This window comes from Janthinobacterium sp. SUN033, from assembly GCF_030397595.1.
Classification (GTDB): Bacteria; Pseudomonadota; Gammaproteobacteria; order Burkholderiales; family Burkholderiaceae_D; genus Janthinobacterium; species Janthinobacterium kumbetense.
The window spans coordinates 61659-81548 of sequence record NZ_JAPQNV010000004.1 but is presented as its reverse complement, the minus strand read 5'-3'; the positions used below and the strand labels follow the sequence as shown (position 1 = coordinate 81548).

Annotated in this window: 17 protein-coding genes; 8 read left to right on the top strand and 9 right to left on the bottom strand. The window is 64.9% G+C overall.

Annotation, left to right across the window (positions count from 1 at the left end; all coding sequences use genetic code 11):
* Window positions 1-61 precede the first annotated feature (61 nt).
* Together OX460_RS17460 and OX460_RS17455 are read left to right on the top strand one after the other, a co-directional pair.
* The gene (locus OX460_RS17460; RefSeq protein ID WP_289899433.1) at window positions 62-760 is read left to right on the top strand and encodes a dienelactone hydrolase family protein; all 699 of its coding nucleotides are present in this window, start codon (window positions 62-64) and stop codon (window positions 758-760) included.
* Between the two features lie 132 nt (window positions 761-892).
* Window positions 893-1309: an SRPBCC family protein gene (locus tag OX460_RS17455; protein WP_289899432.1), complete on the top strand. Its 417-nt coding sequence runs from the start codon at window positions 893-895 to the stop codon at window positions 1307-1309.
* 140 nt (window positions 1310-1449) lie between these two features.
* Here OX460_RS17455 and OX460_RS17450 read toward each other — a convergent pair whose 3' ends face one another.
* Window positions 1450-3066 carry a M28 family peptidase gene (locus OX460_RS17450; RefSeq protein WP_289899431.1) on the bottom strand — a complete coding sequence of 539 codons (1617 nt, stop codon included), beginning with the start codon at window positions 3064-3066 and terminating at the stop codon, window positions 1450-1452.
* Between the two features lie 135 nt (window positions 3067-3201).
* Between OX460_RS17450 and OX460_RS17445 the strand changes: the two genes are divergently transcribed.
* From OX460_RS17445 to OX460_RS17435, 3 genes are all read left to right on the top strand, one after another.
* Window positions 3202-4047: an alpha/beta hydrolase gene (locus OX460_RS17445; protein ID WP_289899430.1), complete on the top strand. Its 846-nt coding sequence runs from the start codon at window positions 3202-3204 to the stop codon at window positions 4045-4047.
* Between the two features lie 272 nt (window positions 4048-4319).
* Complete coding sequence (locus OX460_RS17440; protein WP_289899429.1) at window positions 4320-6467, top strand: DEAD/DEAH box helicase; 2148 nt, start codon at window positions 4320-4322, stop codon at window positions 6465-6467.
* 438 nt (window positions 6468-6905) lie between these two features.
* Window positions 6906-8561 carry a PAS domain-containing methyl-accepting chemotaxis protein gene (locus OX460_RS17435; protein WP_099665611.1) on the top strand — a complete coding sequence of 552 codons (1656 nt, stop codon included), beginning with the start codon at window positions 6906-6908 and terminating at the stop codon, window positions 8559-8561.
* Window positions 8562-8596: 35 nt separating this feature from the next.
* Here OX460_RS17435 and bamE read toward each other — a convergent pair whose 3' ends face one another.
* From bamE to OX460_RS17410, 5 genes are all read right to left on the bottom strand, one after another.
* Window positions 8597-8905 (bottom strand): outer membrane protein assembly factor BamE, encoded by a 309-nt coding sequence (bamE, locus tag OX460_RS17430; protein WP_289899428.1) that lies wholly within the window; start codon window positions 8903-8905, stop codon window positions 8597-8599.
* Window positions 8902-9690, bottom strand: a complete 789-nt coding sequence (locus OX460_RS17425) for a hypothetical protein (RefSeq protein ID WP_099665609.1) — start codon at window positions 9688-9690, stop codon at window positions 8902-8904. Before OX460_RS17425 ends, bamE begins: the two co-directional genes overlap by 4 nt.
* 62 nt (window positions 9691-9752) lie before the next feature.
* Window positions 9753-10112 (bottom strand): nucleotide pyrophosphohydrolase, encoded by a 360-nt coding sequence (locus tag OX460_RS17420; protein ID WP_289899427.1) that lies wholly within the window; start codon window positions 10110-10112, stop codon window positions 9753-9755.
* Window positions 10109-10570 (bottom strand): GNAT family N-acetyltransferase, encoded by a 462-nt coding sequence (locus tag OX460_RS17415; RefSeq protein ID WP_289899426.1) that lies wholly within the window; start codon window positions 10568-10570, stop codon window positions 10109-10111. Before OX460_RS17415 ends, OX460_RS17420 begins: the two co-directional genes overlap by 4 nt.
* 35 nt (window positions 10571-10605) lie before the next feature.
* Window positions 10606-12045, bottom strand: a complete 1440-nt coding sequence (locus OX460_RS17410) for a cytochrome P450 (RefSeq protein WP_289899425.1) — start codon at window positions 12043-12045, stop codon at window positions 10606-10608.
* Window positions 12046-12158: 113 nt separating this feature from the next.
* Between OX460_RS17410 and OX460_RS17405 the strand changes: the two genes are divergently transcribed.
* Window positions 12159-13016: a helix-turn-helix domain-containing protein gene (locus OX460_RS17405; RefSeq protein WP_289899424.1), complete on the top strand. Its 858-nt coding sequence runs from the start codon at window positions 12159-12161 to the stop codon at window positions 13014-13016.
* Window positions 13017-13026: 10 nt separating this feature from the next.
* On the opposite strand, the gene ilvB is transcribed toward OX460_RS17405, so the two are convergent.
* Window positions 13027-14787 carry a biosynthetic-type acetolactate synthase large subunit gene (gene ilvB, locus OX460_RS17400; protein ID WP_251349273.1) on the bottom strand — a complete coding sequence of 587 codons (1761 nt, stop codon included), beginning with the start codon at window positions 14785-14787 and terminating at the stop codon, window positions 13027-13029.
* A 99-nt stretch (window positions 14788-14886) separates the two neighbouring features.
* On the opposite strand from ilvB, the gene OX460_RS17395 reads away from it, so the two are divergent.
* On the top strand, window positions 14887-15348 hold the full coding sequence (locus OX460_RS17395; protein WP_070217690.1) for an Lrp/AsnC family transcriptional regulator: 462 nt from the start codon (window positions 14887-14889) through the stop codon (window positions 15346-15348).
* 98 nt (window positions 15349-15446) lie between these two features.
* A complete protein-coding gene (locus tag OX460_RS17390; RefSeq protein ID WP_289899423.1) occupies window positions 15447-17948 on the top strand; it encodes a TonB-dependent receptor in 2502 nt (833 codons plus the stop codon).
* Here OX460_RS17390 and OX460_RS17385 read toward each other — a convergent pair.
* Both OX460_RS17385 and OX460_RS17380 read right to left on the bottom strand, forming a co-directional pair.
* The gene (locus tag OX460_RS17385; protein ID WP_289899422.1) at window positions 17945-18622 is read right to left on the bottom strand and encodes a response regulator transcription factor; all 678 of its coding nucleotides are present in this window, start codon (window positions 18620-18622) and stop codon (window positions 17945-17947) included. The two genes, OX460_RS17390 and OX460_RS17385, sit on opposite strands and share 4 nt — an antisense overlap.
* Window positions 18619-19527 carry a histidine kinase gene (locus OX460_RS17380; RefSeq protein ID WP_289899421.1) on the bottom strand — a complete coding sequence of 303 codons (909 nt, stop codon included), beginning with the start codon at window positions 19525-19527 and terminating at the stop codon, window positions 18619-18621. The genes OX460_RS17385 and OX460_RS17380 overlap by 4 nt, the downstream gene beginning before the upstream one ends.
* Between the last annotated feature and the right edge of the window lie 363 nt (window positions 19528-19890).

Genomic DNA, 19890 nt, shown 5'->3' with positions numbered 1-19890 from the left:
AGGGAAAAACCAGTAACATGCCTGGCTGTGGCATTCCCCCCAACCTCAGACTGGAGTTTCTATGAGCACAACATCGCAGTGGATCGATATCGCCGGCCCGGACGGCAGCTTCCAGGCTTACCTGGCCGTGCCGCACGTGGGCAAGGGCCCCGCCATCATCCTGTTGCAGGAAATTTTCGGCGTCAACGAGCACATCCGCGCCGTGGCCGACCAGTACGCGGCCGATGGCTACGTGGTGCTGGTGCCCGACCTGTTCTGGCGCGCCGGTGCGCACATCGAACTGGGCTATGACGCGGACGGCTGGAAGCGCGCCGTCGAACTGATGCAGGCTACCGATAACGAACATGCCTTGAGCGATATCAAGGCCACCATCGCCGTCCTGCGCGCGCGTCCGGAAGTGACGGGCAAGCTGGCTTCGGTCGGCTACTGCTTCGGCGGCCGTTTATCGTTCCAGACGGCCGCGGCTGGCCTGGTCGACGCGGCCATCGCCTATTACGGCGGCGGCATCCAGAACAAGCTGGACCTGGCCGACCGCATCCAGGTGCCGTTGCTCATGCATTTCGGCGGCCAGGACAGCCACATTCCGCCGGAAGCCGTGCAAAAGATCGCCGAACGCTTCGAAGACCGGCAAGACGTGGAAATCCACATCTACCCGGGCGCCGAGCACGGTTTCAACTGCACCCACCGCGACAGCTACCAGCAGCGCGCCGCCGCCCACGCGCACGGCAATTCCTTGATTTTCCTGGCGGAAAACCTGTAAGGCGTTCCCGTCAGCCAGGCCAGCCGCCGACGTCCATGTCGATATCCGCCCAGCAGCAAAGCCGCATGGGCGCTAAAATAGCGGCTGTGCCGGGCAACGCCCGGCAAACCTGGATGAGGAACCGAATTAAAGATGGCCCAAGTAATTGTTTCTGTAACATTGGCGGCAAGCGCCGAACGCGTGTGGGATTTTATCGGCGGCTTCCAGTCGCTGGCTGAATGGTCGAGCTCGATCAAGACCAGCCTGTCCGAACACGGCGGCCGCGTGCGCCGCCTGAAAACCACGGACGGCGCCATCATCGCCGAACGCCTGCAAAGCTACAGCGAGGCGGACAAGAGCTACAGCTACACCATCGTCTCGGGGCCGATCCCCGTCAAGAACTACCGCTCCACCCTGCGCGTCACGGGCGAGCCGGGCGGCGCTTCCTGCGTGGCGGAATGGGCCAGCGAGTTCGACGCGGCCGAAGGCGTGGAAGACGTCATGATCGGCGCCTTCCAGCACTTGTATGAAACGGCCTTCGTCGACCTGAAACGCATCATGGCAATTTAGAGCGCCTGACAAAAAGTCCATGGCGTTGTTGCGTTGCCTCGCCGTACATTCGTACTGTCTTCGGCAACACGCCTAGCCCTGAACATTTTGTCCAGCACTCTTAAAAAAACACCGGCACAGGCCGGTGTTTTTCATGGCGCCTAGCGTTTGACCTTGCCAAACGCTTCGCCCTTGTTCCATGTAGGCAAATTCTTGTCGTTCGCCACTTCATAGCCCAGATTCAGGGTGAACTGCGCCTGCTGCACCATGCCCGACAGGTCCCACGACGGGTGGTATTCATCCGTTACCTGGTGGTAATCCTTCTTGAACGCCACCAGGCGCTCGCTGGACGCTTTCGGCTCCTTGACGAAGTCGAACGAGCCGTCGCCGGAAAACACGGCCGAACCCACGTTGAAGGCGGGCACGCCAGCCTTGGCAAACGCAAAATGATCGGCCCGGTAAAACGCGCCGGACAGGTCGGGAATGGTGGGCGCCAGGCGCAGGCCCATGCGCTTGGCCACCTTTGCGGCGCTCGCGTACAGGCTGCTGCGCTCGGCGCCGGCCACGCCGATGTCGTGCGTCTTGCCGACGAAATTCATGCTGTCGAGGTTCAGGTCGGCGGCCGTTTTCGCCAGCGGCCACAGGGGCTTGCGCGTGTAGGCCGTGCTGCCCAGCATGCCCGTTTCCTCGCCGGCCGGCCACAGGAAGATCTGCGTGCGCCGTGCAGGTTGTTTTACCGCAACTTGCGCCATGGCCAGCAGGGCCGCCGCGCCCGAGGCGTTGTCGATGGCGCCGTTGTAGATGTGGTCGCTCTGGCCGCTGCGGCTGTTGCCTTCGTCATCTTTGCCCAGGTGGTCCCAGTGGGCCGAGTAAATCACGGCTTCGTCCTTGAGTTTCGGATCCGTGCCCGGCACGATGCCGGCCACGTTGAATTGCTCGATGCTGCGGATCTGGCTGTTCAAGACCACCTTGACCGTGGCGTTCAAGGCCACGGGACGGAATTCGCGCGTTTCCGCCTGCGCGCGCAAGGCATCGAGGTCTTGCCCACCCGCCTGGAACAGGGCGCGCGCCATGTCTTCCTGCAGCCAGCCTTCCATCGCATTGCCCGCGCCGGCCAGGTTGAAGCGTTCATGGCCGAAACCGTTGGCCGGCACCGACCACGGATACGACGCGGACGCCGTCGTGTGGATCAGCAGCACGCCGGCGGCGCCCTGGCGCAGCGCTTCCTCGTACTTGTAGACCCAGCGGCCGTACCAGGTCAGCGACTTGCCGGCAAAGCGGTTCGGTTCGGCAACGGTCGGCTGCGGGTCGTTGACCATCAGGATGACCATTTTTCCTTTTAAATCAGCACCCTTGAAGTCGTCCCACTGCTCTTCGGGGGCGCGGATGCCGTAGCCGGCGAACACGACGGGCGCGTCGAACTCCACTTTCTGCTGGCCATTGGCCGCGCCAAAGACGATGTCCTGGCCGAAGGCGGGGGACAAGGTCTTGCCGCCCGCGCTGAAGGTCACTGTGCTCGATGGCAAGGCCTTGCTGCCGACGATGGTCAGCGCCTGGCGATACGTGCCGTCCGGCAACGGCTGCAAGCCGGCCACGGCCGCCTGCGTTTCCAGATAGCGCACGGCCAGGTCGCCGCCGCGCTGGCCCGTGCCGCGTCCTTCCAGCAAGTCGTCGGCCAGGAAGGACAGGTGGGCGCGCAGGGGCGCCTCGGCAACGAGCGGTTGGGCGAGGGTAGCCGTGCTGAACAGGCTGGCGACGAGGACGAAGGGAAAACGCATGACAACTCCAAAAGTGAATACGGGAAAGCAAAGCAGCGGTAATCTTACTCTACCGCAATGCTCTGGCGTAGCGCGCGGCGCGCGCCAGCCGATTGGGGCCACAATGGCTGCTGGTCCACCGACAAGGAGCGTTCCATGACTCGCCCTGACTTGCAATCGAGCAATACCCTGCGTACCGCCGACGGCACCTTGATCTACTACAAGGACTGGGGCAGCGGCCCGCCCGTCGTTTTCAGCCACGGCTGGCCATTGTCGTCCGACGCCTGGGAAGACCAGATGTTCTATCTGGCCTCGCGCGGCTACCGCGTCATCGCGCACGACCGGCGCGGCCACGGCCGTTCCAGCCAGCCGTTCGGCGGCAACGACATGGATACCTATGCCGACGACCTGGCCGCCCTGATCGCCGCGCTGGACTTGACGGGCGCCACCCTCGTCGGCCATTCGACGGGCGGCGGCGAAGTGGCGCGCTACATCGGCCGCCACGGCACGCAGCGCCTGGCCGGCGCCGTGCTCGTGGGCGCCGTGCCGCCGCTGATGCTGCAGACGGCCGATAATCCGCTGGGCTTGCCGCTGTCCGCGTTCGACGCCATCCGCGCGGGCGTGCAGGCCGACCGCAGCCAGTTTTTCCGCGACTTGAGCGAGCCCTTCTATGGCTACAACCGGCCCGGCGCGAAGCCGTCGCAGGGCGTGCGCGACAGTTTCTGGCGGCAAGGCATGCAGGCGGGCATGCCGGCCGCCTACCTGTGCGTCAAGCAGTTTTCGGAAACGGATTTCACGGGCGACCTGGCCAGATTCGACGTGCCGACCCTGGTGATCCATGGCGACGACGACCAGATCGTGCCGATCGCCGCCTCGGCGCGGCGCACTGCCGAGCTCATCATCGGTAGCAAATTGCTCGTGTATGCGGGCGCGCCGCACGGCCTGGCGACGACGCACAAGGATAGGCTGAACGAGGACTTGCTGGAGTTCTTGCGCACCTGAAACGGGGGCGGGCGCCATGGCGGCGCGGCGCCCGCCGTAGCTGTTGCCACGCAGAACAGGCGCAGCCGGCATATTGTTGTGTATCGTTTAATGTTGGCAAAATCACGCGCCAAATGCGTGCGGATCGCCGATTTTTCTGCCTTTTTTACGTAGATATGGCGCAAAAAACGGCGTTCTGCGGCATGCAGCCACCCGGTAAGGTCCAGTAAAGAGTAAACTAGCAGATACACTCTTTCGCATTGGGCGATTCGAGCGAACTTGTGAGTGATTTCATGTCTGATACACCAATTTCCTTATTTTCCGACCTTAACCTGAGCGAGCCGCTGATTCGCGCGCTCAAGGATGTCGGTTACGAAACACCGTCGCCTATCCAGGCGGCGACGATTCCATTATTGCTCGCGAACCGCGACGTGCTGGGCCAGGCGCAAACAGGCACGGGTAAGACCGCCGCCTTCGCCTTGCCTATCCTGTCGCGCATCGATCTGAAACAAAGCTCACCCCAAGCCCTGGTCCTGGCACCGACGCGCGAACTGGCCATCCAGGTCGCCGAAGCGTTCCAGGTGTACGCCGCCCACATCCCCGGCTTCCACGTGCTGCCGATCTACGGCGGCCAAAGCTACGGCCCGCAACTGTCGGCCCTGCGCCGCGGCGTGCACGTCGTCGTCGGTACCCCTGGCCGCGTCATCGATCACCTGGACAAGGGTTCGCTCGACCTGTCCAAGCTGAAAACCCTGGTGCTCGACGAAGCCGATGAAATGCTGCGCATGGGCTTTATCGACGACGTCGAACGCATCTTGCAAGAAACGCCGGAAGGCCATCAAACGGCCCTGTTCTCGGCCACCATGCCTTCCGTCATCAAGCGCATCGCCACCACCTACCTGGTGAACCCGGCCGAAGTGACGGTCGCCGCCAAGACGGGCACGGCCGACAACATCCGCCAGCGCTACTGGCTGGTGTCGGGCATGCACAAGCTCGACGCGCTGACCCGCATCCTGGAAGCGGAAGCGTTTGACGGCATGATCATCTTTGCCCGCACCAAGCTGGGTACGGAAGAGCTGGCCGGCAAGCTGCAAGCCCGCGGCTTCTCGGCTGCCGCCATCAATGGCGACATCCAGCAAGCCCAGCGCGAGCGCACGATCCAGCAGTTGAAAGACGGCAAGATCGACATTTTGGTCGCCACCGACGTGGCCGCCCGTGGCCTGGACGTCGAGCGCATCAGCCACGTCGTCAACTACGACGTGCCCCACGATCCGGAAAGCTATACCCACCGCATCGGCCGCACGGGCCGCGCCGGCCGCAGCGGCGAAGCGATCCTGTTCATCACGCCGCGTGAGAAGAACTTGCTCAAAGCCATCGAACGCTCGACCCGCCAGCCGATCGGCATGCTGGAACTGCCGACGATCCAGGCCGTCAACGACGTGCGTATCGCCAAGTTCAAGGAACAGATCAGCGAAACCCTGGCCCTGGGCGAACTGGAACAGTTCCAGTCGCTGATCGAAGATTTCGAACGCGAGCAGAACATTCCCGCCATCGAAATCGCCGCCGCCCTGGCGAAGATGGCGCGTGGCAATGTGCCTTTGTTGCTGGACAAGAACAAGGCGCGCGAGCAAGCCACGTGGCAAGACGACCGTCCAGTGCGCCAAGACCGCTTCGAACGCAACGACCGTCCGGAACGGGGCGACCGCTTCGACCGTAACGAGCGCAGCGAGCGCCCGGCCTTCCCGAAAAAGGAACGCATCCAGCGTCCGGCCGACGCCGGCATGCAAACCTTCCGCATTGAGGTAGGTCATCAGCATGGCGTGAAGCCGGGCAATATCGTGGGCGCCATCGCCAACGAAGCGGGCATCGATTCGAAAAACATCGGCCGCATCGAAATCTATGACGACTACAGCGTCCTGGACTTGCCAGACAGCATGCCGAAAGAATTGCTGGACCAGCTGAAAACCGTGTGGGTGGCGGGCCAGCAGCTGCGCATCAGCCGCGACGGCGACGCACCGGACCTGGCGCCGCCAGCCGCGCCGCGCAAGCCGTTCGCCGCCAAGTCCGCGCCAGCGTTCAAGGATGCGCCGGCGGACGCGGGCGAAGTTGCCCCGCGCGCGCCGAAGAAGGAACGTCCACGCCCGGGCGTGACGGCCTACCGCATCGAAGTGGGCCGTGAGCACGCCGTAACGCCAAGCAATATCGTCGGCGCCATCGCCAACGAAGCGAACCTGGAAGCCAAGCATATCGGCCGCATCGATATCTTTGACAACTACAGCGTGCTGGACTTGCCGGAAGGCATGCCGCCGGAAATCCTCGACCACCTGAAATCGGTTGTCGTTTCTGGTCAGAAACTGCGCATCAGCCTGGACGATGGCACGACGGAGCGCAAGCCTGCCCCGCCGCGTCCGAAGTCGCCGCCACGTAAAACGTACAAGTAAGCCATTCCCACGGGCGCTCCGGCGCCTGTGTCGCGGATTGGAGACACATCCCCCACTGGCGCATTCGCGCCAGTTTTTATTTTCCCTCAAGAAATAAACATGATTGCCGCGTTATGGTTGGCGGCAGGTATCGCCATCTGCCGGCAATGGCCACCGCTCCTTTGCATCTTTTTATCGGCGTAAACGCCATCTTTATTGCCTGCTGCATCGATACATAATTTTTTATTAATTATTGTATGTGCACGCAATTTAAATTTTGCATTTCAATAAAATCAATCAAGTTGAATCAAAGTAAATCCTAAAATATAAATAAATTGACTTTTATTAAATTGTTTGACTGGCGTCACTGTCGCCGAGGCGATATATCATGGGTGCTTGATGTGGTATATTGTTTTTATGTTTTTGTTATGCTAGTTGAAAAAAAATAGAGGAGCGACGATGCGGGTCAATACGCCTATCACGCAAAATGAATACGTATTAAATGAAGGCATGACGATTGTTTCCACCACGGATTTACAGGGAAACATCAATTACGCCAATCAGTATTTCATTGAAGTCAGCGGTTTTTCAGAAATGGAACTGCTGGGTGCGCCACAGAATATCCTGCGCCATCCCGATATGCCGGCCGAAGCGTTTGCCGACCTGTGGGACACCATCAAGACGGGCATGCCCTGGACCGGCATGGTCAAGAACCGCTGCAAGAATGGCGATTTCTATTGGGTCTTCGCCAACATCACGCCCGTCATCGAAAGCGGCCGCCCGATCGGCTATATGTCCGTGCGCACCAAGCCCACGCGCGAGCAGATCAACGAAGCGGCAGCCCTGTATAAAAGTTTCAAAGACGGCAATTCCGCCAACCTGGCGATCCGCAATGGCCGCGTCGTGCGCCAGGGCTGGGCTGCCAAGCTGGCCGAGTGGCGCAAGTTGAGCCTGTCGCAAGACCTGGCCCTGCATTGCATCGTCTTCGGCGTGGTGCTGGCCATCCTCGGCTGCGCCGTGTGGAATATCGACGGCGACACGAGCACGGCCACGCGCAGCTGGCTCAGCGGTGCCGCCGCCGCTGCCGTGGCGCTGATGCTGTATTTCTGGGCCCATCTGCACAATTCCCTCGTCGCGCCGCTGGGCGACGCCATCACGGTGGCGCGCAAGATGGCCGGCGGCGACTTGACGGGCGTCATCGACAAGGTGCGCGACGATGACATGGGGCAATTGATGGCGGCCTTGCGCCAGACCAACATCAACTTGCACAGCATCATCGGCGACGTGCGCGCCAACTTCGAGGATATCCGCATCACCACGGCGGAAATTGCCACGGGCAATATGGACTTGTCCAGCCGCACGGAATCGCAGGCGTCCAGCCTCGAGCAGACGGCGGCCAGCATGGAAGAACTGACGTCGACCGTGCAAAACAGCGCCGACCATGTGGCCACGGCCAACGACCTGGCGGCGCAAGCGTCCACCGTGGCGGCCAAGGGCGGCACCATCGTCAGCGAAGTGGTCACCACGATGGATGAGATCAGCTCGTCGTCGCGCAAGATTCTCGACATTATCGGCTTGATCGACGGCATCGCCTTCCAGACGAATATCCTGGCCTTGAACGCGGCCGTGGAAGCAGCTCGCGCGGGCGAGCACGGTCGCGGCTTCGCCGTCGTGGCCGGCGAAGTGCGCAGTCTGGCGCAGCGTTCGGCAACGGCCGCGAAAGAAGTGAAAAACCTGATCGACCATTCGATCGCCACCGTGAACGCGGGCAGCGTGCTGACCAGCAATGCGGGCGCCACCATGGCGGAAGTGATCGCCTCGGTAGCCCGCGTGACGGAAGTGATGGACGAGATTTCCTCGACCACGCGCGAGCAGAACCAGGGCATCGGGCAAGTCAACCAGGCCGTCATCCACATGGATGGCATCACGCAGCAGAATGCGGCGCTGGTGGAGCAGGCGGCCGCGGCCGCCACCAACCTGGCGCAGCGCACCGACAGCGTGGCCCAGTCGATCGGCATCTTCAAATTGAAGGCGTCGCCCAAGCGCAAGGTTGCCGGCGTGGGCCGCAGCGTGGGCGCGGGCGTCGCGTCGCGGGCCTTGCTGAAGGCACGATAAGCATGTCAGTCCCGCCAGCGCCATGCTGGCGGGAATCACTTCCGTACCTGATACACCTCGCCGCCGCGCACCTGCTTCACCACCCCATCCCCGCCAAACAGAATCACATATTCCCCCTGCGCGCCCGAGGCCGCCGGATAGGTGTACATCCACACTTCCTTGCCGCTGTCGAAACGGATGGACGTGCTGTCGCCCAGTGCGGCGCGCACCTGTTCGCGCGTGCTGTTGCCCACTTGCACCGTCTGTTCCAGGGTGGCGTAGGGCACATTTTTGCTTGCTTGCAAGGCGCGCGTGCCGGAGCAGGCGGCCAGCAGCGTCAACAAGATCAGCGAAAGCCACTTCATGGCGCCACCTCGTCCATGTAAGTAAATTCCAGCAGGGTGTCGTCCGGCCAGTTGCTATCCCACAAGGGCGCGTAATACGTGCGGTCAAGCAGCACTTGGCAATCGCAATAGGGCAGCGAGGCGGGCGTTTGCTCGCCGCCCGCGTACAGCATGGTGAACGGCAATGCCAGGCGGCGCTCGCCGTGCACGAGGGTGACGCCGAACAGGGGACGGTCCGTGAAGAACAGATAATTGCCATCCGGCTCGGAACACACTTTATCTGTGCTGTAGAGCATGCTGGACAGCCAGGCGATGATTTGCGGGTCGTTCGAGATCAGGCCGGAATCCATGCCGGCGCGGCATTCCAGGCGCAGGTCGCCCAGGCGCCGCGTGCCGGGCGGCAAGCCGGGCGTGATGACCTGGGCGCGCCAGCTCATGGTGGTGGCCTTGCGGTTGGCCAGCAGCACGGCGTCCTCGCGCGCCGCTTGCGCATTGCGCACGGGGGCAAAGCTGTTGTCCTCGGCCAAGGGCAAGGGGATGCTGACCGTGTCGCCGGCGATGCGCAGCTGCACACCGGCCATGTCCACGCCGGGCTGGCGCGGCAGCAAGCGGAAGCGCAGCACGGCCTGCGGCGCCAGCGCATGGTCGCGCTCGAAGCGGTCCACGCCCTGCAGCATCTTGCGGTAGGACTTGTCGACGGGGTCGCGCGTGGCGTCCACCTTCACCTGCGGCACGGGCGCGGTTTGCGCCAGCGCAATAGGGCCATGGAGCAAGCCTATGATCAGCAGTAATCGATAAATACGCATGGCTTGATGCTACGCCTTTTTTCGCATCCGCCACGCACGGGTGGGCGTGTCTGTACTCGCTATCAGTACTCGCTGTATTTGCGCGCGTCGCCGCGCACCTGCTGCGCCGGGTATTTCTGTGCGTTCAGTTGCATCTTTTCCAGCACGGCCGCGTGCAGGTCGACGCCGCTCTTGTCGGCCAGGCGCACCAGATACATCAGCACGTCGGCCAGTTCGTGGCGGATGCCCGTGCGCTTCGCCTCGTCCAGTTCGCAATCCGCGCCCGTGGCCAGCCACTGGTAGTGTTCCGCCAATTCCGCCACTTCCACGGACAGGGCCATGGCCAGGTTTTTCGGCGTGTGGAACTGGTCCCAATCGCGCTCGTCGGCAAAGGCGCGCAGGCGCGCGCGGATGTCGAGCAGGCTGTCGCTGGGCGCGCTCATGCGGCCACCTGCAACGGTTTTTCCATGAAGACACTGAATGGGTCGTCGGGATAGTCGCCGTACGGTCCGCGCCGCTGGTAGCCGTGGCGCGCGTACAGGGCGATCGCCTCGGGCTGGTGGATGCCCGTTTCCAGGGTCAGCAAGCGGCAGCCGCGCGCCAGCGCCTGCTCTTCCAGCAAGGCCAGCAAACGTTTCGCCAGGCCCAGTCCCCGGCTGTCCGGGTGCACGTACATGCGCTTGAGCTCGCCGAAAGCGGGCGTGACGACGATGGCGCCGCAGGCCCGTGCCGCGCCGGCCGCATCGCGGGCGACGGCAAACAGCAGGGTGTCCGGCGGCACGGACGCCAGGTCCAGCGAGTAGACGCACTCGGCCGGATACAGGGTCTGTTGATATGCATCAAGCTCGGCGATCAGGGTTTGCACGTCGGCTTGCTGCGGCGATTCCAGGCGGATGGTCATGGGGAGGTCGAATGAATGGGACTTCCCCCATGGTATCACTGCGGCCGCGCCAGGCGCAGCGTCAAGCCGATGGGCGACATCACAAAACCCATCAGTTCCTGCGCCTCGCCGCCATCGGGCGTGTCGACGCCGGCGATGTCGAAGCTGCCCAGCAGCATGGCCATGGCGATCTTGATTTCCAGCAAGGCCAGATAGCGGCCCGGGCACGTGCGCAAGCCGGCGCCGAAGGGCATCGAAGCGCGCTTGTTGTTCGCCTCGCCGCCCTCGGCCAGCCAGCGTTCGGGCTGGAATGCCTGCGCCTCGGGAAAGTGCGCATCGGACACCGTGTCGTGGCGCATCACGCACCACACGAGGGTGCCGGCCGGCACGGCGATATCGGCGATGACCGTGTCGCGCAGCGCCTCGACGGGCAGGAAGGGGGCCACCGGCTTCAGGCGCATGGCTTCGCTGGCGCAGGCGCCCAGGTAGTCGAGGCTATCCATCTGCTCGATCGTGAAGCGGGCCGCGTCGGGCGCCAGGCGCCGTACTTCCTCGCGCGCCCGCGCCAGGGTGTGCGGATGGCGTTGCAACAGGTAAATCATCCAGGACAGCGTATTGGCCGTCGTATCCTCGCCCGCCAGCAGCATGGTCAGCACATTGCCGGCCACGGCGCGGTCGTTCACGCCGCTGTCCTTTTCGTCGGCAGCGGCGATCATCGCTTCGAGCAGGTTGGGCGGACGCTCGCGGCGTGCCGGATCGCGCGCCATGCGCGTGCGCGCCTGCTGCACCAGGTCGGCCACGGCGGCGGACAGGGCCGCCACGTCGCGGTCCAGGCGGCGGTCGACGGGCAGCTTGACGTAGCGCCAGTACGGGAACATCGACAGGCTGCGCCGCGCCACGGCGGGCAGGATGGCGTCCATGTGCCGCTGGATCACGTCCTCGCCCGCTTCCAGCGTATTGACCTCCGTGCCGAAGGCGAGGCCGGCGATGATGTCGACCGTATAGCGTTTCAGGTCGCCATCGAGGTCGATCGCCTGGCCTTGCGTGGCGGCAAGATGCCAGCGCCGCCGCAGGCGCTGCGCCACCGTCGCCAGCGCCGGGAAGTAGGCCTTGACGGCGCCGGGCGCCATGCCGGCCATGACCATGCGGCGCTGGTTGCGCCATTCCGTGCCCTCGGCCAGGAACAGGCCGGGGATGCCGCCCATTTCCTCGGAAACGATGGAACTGCTCAGGGGGCGGCGAAAGCCGTCGGGCCGGTCGCGCAGCACGGCGCCGACAGCCTCGCTGTCGGCCACCACCAGCACCAGGGTGCGGCCGAACCAGACGCGCAGGTAGGGGCCGTAGTGCCGCACCCACTCTTCCACGTCGCGGTGGATGCGCGTGAGCTTGATCTGCAGGCTGTTGCCGACGATGGGCAGGGCGAATGGCCCCGGCAGGCGGCGAATCTGGCGCAGGGCCGTGGTGGCGGGCGCGGCGGCATGGTCGAGCGGGGGCATGGCGTACTCCTGGTGGATGGCGACAATGACTTCACTGTAGCGCGCTTGCGCGTCCGCGTCTTGAACGAATACGACATCGGGCGCGGCCGGAAATTGCCGGTACAATCGTCGCCATGCCTGCCGCCCCTACGCCCCTGACCCGCCTGATCGCGCCGCGCACGGCGCTCGCTTCCTGCGTGCGAGCCTTCCTCGTGCGCGACACCACGGGCTGCGTGCCGCTGCCGCCGGCGCAGCGCCTGAACCGCTTTCCCGCCGCGCCCATGTGCAGCATCGTCTGGACCGTCGCGGGCGACGTGGAAGCGGCAGCGCCGGGCCTGTCGCTGCGGGACGTGCGCATGCCGCCCGCGCTGTTCGGCGGCCCCCGCTCGTATCCGCTGGTCAGCTACAACCCCGGCCCCGTGCATACGTTTGTGGTGATGTTCTACCCGGCCGCCCTGCATGCGTTGTCGGGCGTCTCGATGGATGGCTTGCTGGACCAGTTCCGCCCGCTCGACGCGCTGTTCGATGGGGACTGGCTGGCCCTGTCGGACGCCGTGCTGGCGGCGCCCGACGATGCGGTCCGCGTCAGGCTGGTGGAGGATTTTCTCGCGCCGCGCTGGGCGCTGGCGCGCAAGAGCGGCGACCATCCGGCCGGCGCCGTGCAGGACTGGGTGCGCCGCCTGGCCGTGCAGGCGGCATCGACGGGCCTGGCCAGCAGCGCGCGCAATATCGAGCGCCGCATCAAGGCCTGGGCCGGCCAGCCCATGCGCACCTTGCGCCGCATGCGCCGCGCGGAACAGCTGTTTCTCGACGAGCGCGGCGCCATCCTGCAGGGCACGGCGTCCTGGTCCGACGTCGCCGCCAGCGGCGGTTACGCCGACCAGGCCCATTTTTGCCGCGAGACGCGCGAAATCACGGGCTTGAGCCCCACCGAGCTGGCGCGCGCCATGCGCGACGATGAAAGCTACTGGATATACAGGGTGTGGAGTTGAACAGGATTTGTTACCCGGTGTAGACGACGCCTTTGCGCAAGGTCACTTCATGGTGCCCCGCGCCGGGCGCCATCATGGGGAAGCAGTTTTCCGCGCCGTGCACGCGCACGTCGAGGAAGTACGGGCCCTCCGATGCCAGGCAGGCCGCCAGTGCCGCGTCGAGCTCCTCGCGCCGGCTCACCGTGCGCGCCTGCCAGCCGAACGCGCGCGCCAGGGCGACGAAATCGGGCAGCGCTTCCGTGTAGCTGTGGCTGTAGCGCCCGCCATGGATGAGTTCCTGCCACTGGCGCACCATGCCCATGTAGCCATTGTTCGACAACACCACTTTCACGGGCAGGCGGTGCTGCACCGCCGTGGCCAGTTCCTGGATATTCATCAAGATCGACGCGTCGCCGCTGACGCACACGACGCGCTTGCCCGGATGGGCGATCTGCGCGCCGATGGCGGCCGGCAAGCCATAGCCCATGGTGCCGGCGCCGCCCGAGGTGAGCCAGCGGCGCGGCTGCTCGAAGCGCAAGTGCTGCGCCGCCCACATCTGGTGCTGGCCCACGTCGGTGGAAACGATGGCGTCGCCGCCGTCCATGCCGTCCAGCGCCGCCTGCAGCCGCCGCATCAGCGCCTGCGGCGCGATCACCTCCGGCGTATCGTCGAACGCCAGGCTGTCCTGGGCGCGCCAGGCGTCGATGCGCTGCCACCACGGCTGGCGGTCCGCCAGCAGGCGTCCGCGCAGCTGCACCAGCAAGGCGGCCAATATGGGCGCGCAATCGCCGCGCAAGGCCACGTCGGCGTGCACCACCTTGTGTATGGAGGCCGGGTCGATGTCGATGTGGATGACCTTTGCGCCAGGACAAAACGCATCCAGGCGGCCCGTGACCCGGTCGTCGAAGCGGGCGCCGACGCAGACGATCAGATCGGCATGGTGCATGGCCAGGTTCGCTTCCAGCGTGCCGTGCATGCCCAGCATGCCGAGGAAGGCCGGGTGCGAGGCGGGAAAGGCGCCCAGGCCCAATAAGGTCAGGGTGCACGGCGCGGCGGCCAGTTTCACCAGTTGCTGGAAGGCGGCGCAGGCATCCAGGCCGGAATTGACGAGGCCCCCGCCGCCATAGAACACGGGCTGGCGCGCGCCGGCGATCAGGCTGGCGGCCCGTTCCAGATCGGATGCTGCCGGCAGGGGCGTGGCGGCGGCAGATGCGGCGGGCGGCAGCGGCGCGTGCTGCGTGACGGGCGCCAGCTGCAGATCCTTGGGAAAATCGACCAGCACGGGGCCGGGCCGGCCCTGCGTGGCCTGGATAAATGCTTCGTGCATGACGGCGGCCGTTTCCTCGGCCGCGCGGATTTGCCGGTTCCACTTGGTGACGGGGCGCGAAATGCCCAGCGCATCGCATTCCTGGAAGGCGTTGGTGCCGATGCTGGTGCTGGCCACCTGGCCGCTGATGCAGATGACGGGAACCGAATCGCACAGGGCGTCGAGCAAGCCCGTGGTGGTGTTGCTCATGCCGGGACCGGACGTGACGAAGACGACGCCGGGCCGGCCCGTGCTGCGCGCATAACCTTCGGCCGCGTGCACGGCCGCCTGTTCGTGGCGCACCAGCACGTGACGCAGGCGGGGCTGCGCGTGCAGCGCGTCGTACAGGGGCAGCACGGCGCCGCCCGGGTAGCCGAAGACGGTGTCGACGCCCAGGGCCAGCAGGGTGTCGATCAGGGTGCTGGCGCCGTTGCGCGGCGCAAGGTCGGCGGCGGGAGCGAGGAGGGGAGCGGGATCGGGTTTCATGGCCTTATTTTCTGCCTGATGGGGCAGAAAAGGCTGCTGGTTTTCTCGTATAGAATGCGATATTCAGTAAAATTTGCTGTGAAATAAGGATATGACAGAATGAAGCTGGACAAATTCGACCTCGCCATCCTGACGGCCCTGCAGCAGGATGCCCGCATCAGCCTGCACGACCTGAGCGCCAAGGTGGGCCTGACCTCGTCGCCATGCTGGGCGCGCATCAAGCGCATGGAAGACGATGGCGTCATCGAAGGCTACACGGTGAACGTCAACGCGGCCAAGGTGGGGCTGGCCGACACCGTCATCGTGCAAGTGACCCTGGACGACCATTCCGACCAGGCCCTGTTCGAATTCGGCCACGCGCTGGCCATGATCCCGGAAGTGCTGGAAGCGTTTCTCGTCTCGGGCGACTACGATTACTACCTGCGCATCGCCGTGAGCGACACGCGCGACTATGAACGCCTGCTGCGCGAGCGTCTATATAAAATTCCCGGCATCCGCCACAGCAAATCGAGTTTCGTGTTGCGCCAGCTCAAACAGAGTTACCTGCCCTTGCAACGCTAGTTCCCCCCGCACGGCGGGAGTTTTTCCCTGGTTCCCCGATGGTGGCTGTCCGATACTGGACAGTAATAAAAACCACGATAAAACCACTGGGGACCAGCATGAAACTGACTTTATTGGCCGCCGCCGCCATGGCGCTGTGCCAGGCGCAGGCCGCCGACCTTGCCGCTGACGCCAGCCTGGCCGCGAGCCTGGCCACCTCGGGTGACTTGCCCACTGTCATCATCACGGGCAGCATGCCGCTGCCCACCGTGGACCAGCCGCGCGACACCCTGGCCGCGCCCGTGCAGACGGCCAGCGCGCAGCAGATCGCCCGCAGCGGCGCGCTCGACATCTCCGCCTTCCTGCGCCGCAACCTGGGCAGCGTCTACGTGAACGAGGTACAGAACAACCCGTTCCAGCCCGACGTCAGCTACCGCGGCTATACGGCGTCGCCCCTGCTGGGCACGCCGCAAGGGTTGTCCGTGTACCTGGACGGCATGCGCTTGAACCAGCCGTTCGGCGACGTCGTCAGCTGGGACTTGATCCCGCGCATGGCCATCGAGTCGCTGACCCTGATGCCCGGCTCGAACCCCCTGTTCGGCTTGAATACCCTGGGCGGCGCGCTGGCGCTGCAAACCAAGGATGGCCGCAGCAGCCCCGGCACCGCCATCGAAGCGCGCCTGGGTTCCGACAAACGGCGCGCCGTCGAGGTCGAGCATGGCGGCAGCAATGCGCAAGGCTGGCACTGGTATGTGACGGGCAACCGCTTCAAGGAAGACGGCTGGCGCGACGATTCGCCGTCCGACGTGCGCCAGGTGTTTGGCAAGCTGGGCTGGAGCGATGCGCGCACGGATATCGCCGTTACCGTAGCCCACGCGGACAATGCGCTGACGGGCAACGGCTTGCAGGAACAGCGCCTGCTGGCGCGCGATTACCGCAGCGTGTATACCAAGCCGGATTTGACGCAGAACAAATCGACCCTGCTGAACCTGACGGGCAAGCACCAGGCCGGCGCGGCCTTGCTGCTGTCCGGCAATGTGTACTACCGCAAGATCGACACGCACACGTTCAATGGCGACTTGAACGACGAGTCGCTCGACCAGTCCGTCTACCAGCCGGGCGTGGCCGAGCGGGCGGCCCTGGCGGCGGCCGGCTACACGGGCTTTCCCGCCAGCGGGGCGAACGCGGCCAATACGCCCTTCCCGAAATGGCGCTGCATCGCCAACGTGCTGCTGAACGACGAGCCGGCCGAAAAATGCAATGGCATGCTCAACCGCAGCCATACGCGGCAGGAAAACTATGGGCTTTCGGGCCAGTTCACCGCGCTGGCCGACGTGGCGGGAGCGCGCCATGCCGTCACGGCCGGCGCCGCCTATGACACGAGCCACGCCACGTTCCGCCAGACGAGCCAGTTCGGCTACCTGAATCCGGACCGCAGCATCACGCCTGTGAACTTCTTTGCCGACGGCACGGAAATCGATGACGACGGCACGCCCGTCGACAACCGGGTCGACTTGAGCGGGCGCATGCGCACGTGGAGCGTGTATGCGAGCGACAGCATTGCGTTGAATCAAGACCTGACCTTGACCGTCTCCGGCCGCTACAACCGCAGCACGGTGCGCAACCGCGACGCCATCACGCCCGGCGGCGGCAGCGGCTCGCTGGACGGCGACCACCGTTTCAGCCGCTTCAATCCTGCCATTGGCCTGGCGTATGCGCCGGCCGCGGGCGTGAGCGCGTATCTCGGCTACAACGAAGGCAGCCGCACGCCGACGGCCATCGAGCTCGGTTGCGCCGACCCGGAAAACCCGTGCCGCCTGCCCAACGCCATGGCCGGCGACCCGCCATTAAAGCAGGTCATCACGAAGACGTGGGAAGCGGGCGTGCGCGGCCAGTGGGGCGAGGTGGCCCGCTGGAGTGCGGGCGTGTTCCGCGCGGAAAATCACGACGATATCCTGTTCGTGGCCGACAACCAGGCGGGGTTTGGCTATTTCAAGAATTTCGGCAAGACGCGCCACCAGGGCGTGGAGCTGGCGCTTGATGGCAAGGCGGGCATGCTGGATTTCGGCGTCAACTACACGTGGCTGCAGGCGACGTATCAAAGCCGGGAGCTCGTCAACGGCAGCGCCAACAGCAGCAGCGATGCGGACGCGCCCGGCCTGGAAGGCAATATCGTCATCACGCCCGGTAAGCGCATTCCCTTGACGCCGAGCCATATCCTGAAGGCGCATGTGGATATTCAGGGTGGACGCGACTGGACGGTGGGCCTGGCCATGACGGCCGTCTCCAGCGCGTATGCGCGCGGCAATGAAAACAATGCGCACCAGGCGGGCGGGCCAGCCTACCTGGGCGCGGGCAAGAGCGGCGGCTATGCCGTGGTCGAGCTGAACGGCAAGTACCAGCTGACGCCCCGCCTCAGCGTGTTTGCCCAGGTAAATAACCTGTTCGACCGGAAATATGCGACGGCGGCCCAGTTGGGCGCGACGGGTTTCGATGCCAACGGCAATTTCGCCGCTCGCCCGCTGCCCGCCGTGAACGGCGAGTATCCGATGGTCAATGCGACGTTTTATGCGGCCGGCGCGCCGCGCAGCGTGAACGTGGGCGTGCGCTACGCGTTTTAAGGATGGACCTGCTCGATGATGCCATTGCGCAGGGCCAGGTGCACGAGGGCGGCGGGGCCGGGCACGTCGAGCTTTTCCTTGATGCAAGTCTGGTGGTTGGCCACCGTCTTGCTGCTGACGTGCAGCAGGCGGGCGCAGTCGGCGGCGCTGCGGCCTTCGGCCAGCAGGCGGAAGATTTCGAATTCGCGCTGGCTCAGGCTGCTCAAGCGGTCCGCTTCCATGTTGGCCGTGCCCTGCAGCACGCCGGGTGCGCTGTGCGGGTCCAGGTAGCGCCGGCCCGCGTGGGCGGCGCGCACGGCGTTGACCAGGTGTTCCGGGTCGGCCTGCTTGCTGACGAAGCCGCAGGCGCCGCCGTCAAATGCGCGCGCGATCAGCTGGGGCGTGTCGTGCATGGTAAACACCAGCACGCGGGCGCCCGCGTCGCGCGCGAGCAGTTTGCGCAGCAATTCCAGGCCGCCGATGCCGGGCATGGACAAATCCGTCACGCAGACGTCGGGCGCGTGCTCCTGGTACAAGCCATACGCCGTTTCGCCATTGCCCGCCTCGGCCACGACGGCGATGTCGCCGCCCTGTTCCAGCAGGCGCCGGTAGCCCGTGCGCACCACGGGGTGGTCGTCCACCAGCATCACGCGGATCGGCCGCATGCCGCTGTGCATGGCGTTCATGGCGCTCATGCCGCGCACCGTGCCGCCAGGGCCACTTCGATGCGCAAGCCGTTGCCCAGCGCGCTGATCCAGCGGATGTGGCCGCGCAAGCCCGCCACGCGCTCGCGCATGCCCAGCATGCCGAAACCGTCTGCTGGCGTCTTGTCCTGGCGCAAACCACGGCCATTGTCTTCGATGGCCAGGTGCAGCAAGCCGTGCGCATCGGCGCGCAATTCCACCGTGGCCCGGTCGGCGCCCGCGTGGCGCGCCACGTTCGTCAAGCCTTCCTGCACCAGGCGGTAGATGGCGGTGGCGGTGCTGTCGTCGAGGCCGGCGGGGATGGCGTGCGCCGCGAAATGGCAGGCGATGCCATGCTGCTGGGTCCAGCTGTCGCATAGCGCCTGCAGCGCTGCTTCCAGGCCCAGGCTGTCGAGCACGGGCGGGCGCAGCCGGCGCAGCATCGTGCGCACCATCGCGTGCAGCGCTTCCGACGAGCGGGCGATGCTGGCGGCGCACGCCTGCACGTTTGCCTGGTCGCCCTCGCGCGCGCGCAGGATGTAGCTGGCGGCGGCGCGGATGGCCGTGCAGTCCTGTCCCACTTCATCGTGCAGCTCGCGCGCCAGCGCGCAGCGTTCCTCTTCCTGCGCGCGCAGCAGACGCTGCGTGAGGGCGCGGTTTTGCGCCAGCAGCAGCGCCACCTGGCGTCCGCGCCGCACGGCAAAGCCGGCCAGCGCCAGCACCAGCACCAGCAGGCTCAGGGCCAGTTCATCGAGCTGCCAATGTTCCTGGCGCCAGAGCGACTGCGTCAGCCGTTCGGCCAGGTCCAGCCTGGCGGCCAGCAGGAAAAAAGCCAGCGCCAGCGCACAGCACAGCAGGACGGTCCGGCGCGGCCGGGCGTGCGCGCTTGCCTGGGCGCCAAATTGATGGTGTTCCATGATGCTGCTCCCTGAGCACGGTCGATCTTCTTGTTGTGCAAGCTTCATGCCATCGGCGCAAGGGCGCGAGGGGCCGCTCATGCGGGGCGGAGGGGACAGGCAAGTGTTCCAGGATGGAACAGGTGTACCGCGATGTGACGGGGAGGACGACGCGGCAGGCGCGGTTTTCGAGCTTATCCGAAGTCGGGCCGGTCCGCTGGCGTACGCGTCTGCAGTGCGCGTTCTTGTTGTTCAAATGTAACGTTGAGATTCCTCAAACTTTCATAGATAAAACAAAACAAAGTTTCGCGGAGTTAGATAAAAAATAAATAAATGATATTAAAAATATGATATTTGTTTTATACGATTTGCTATATTTGTTGA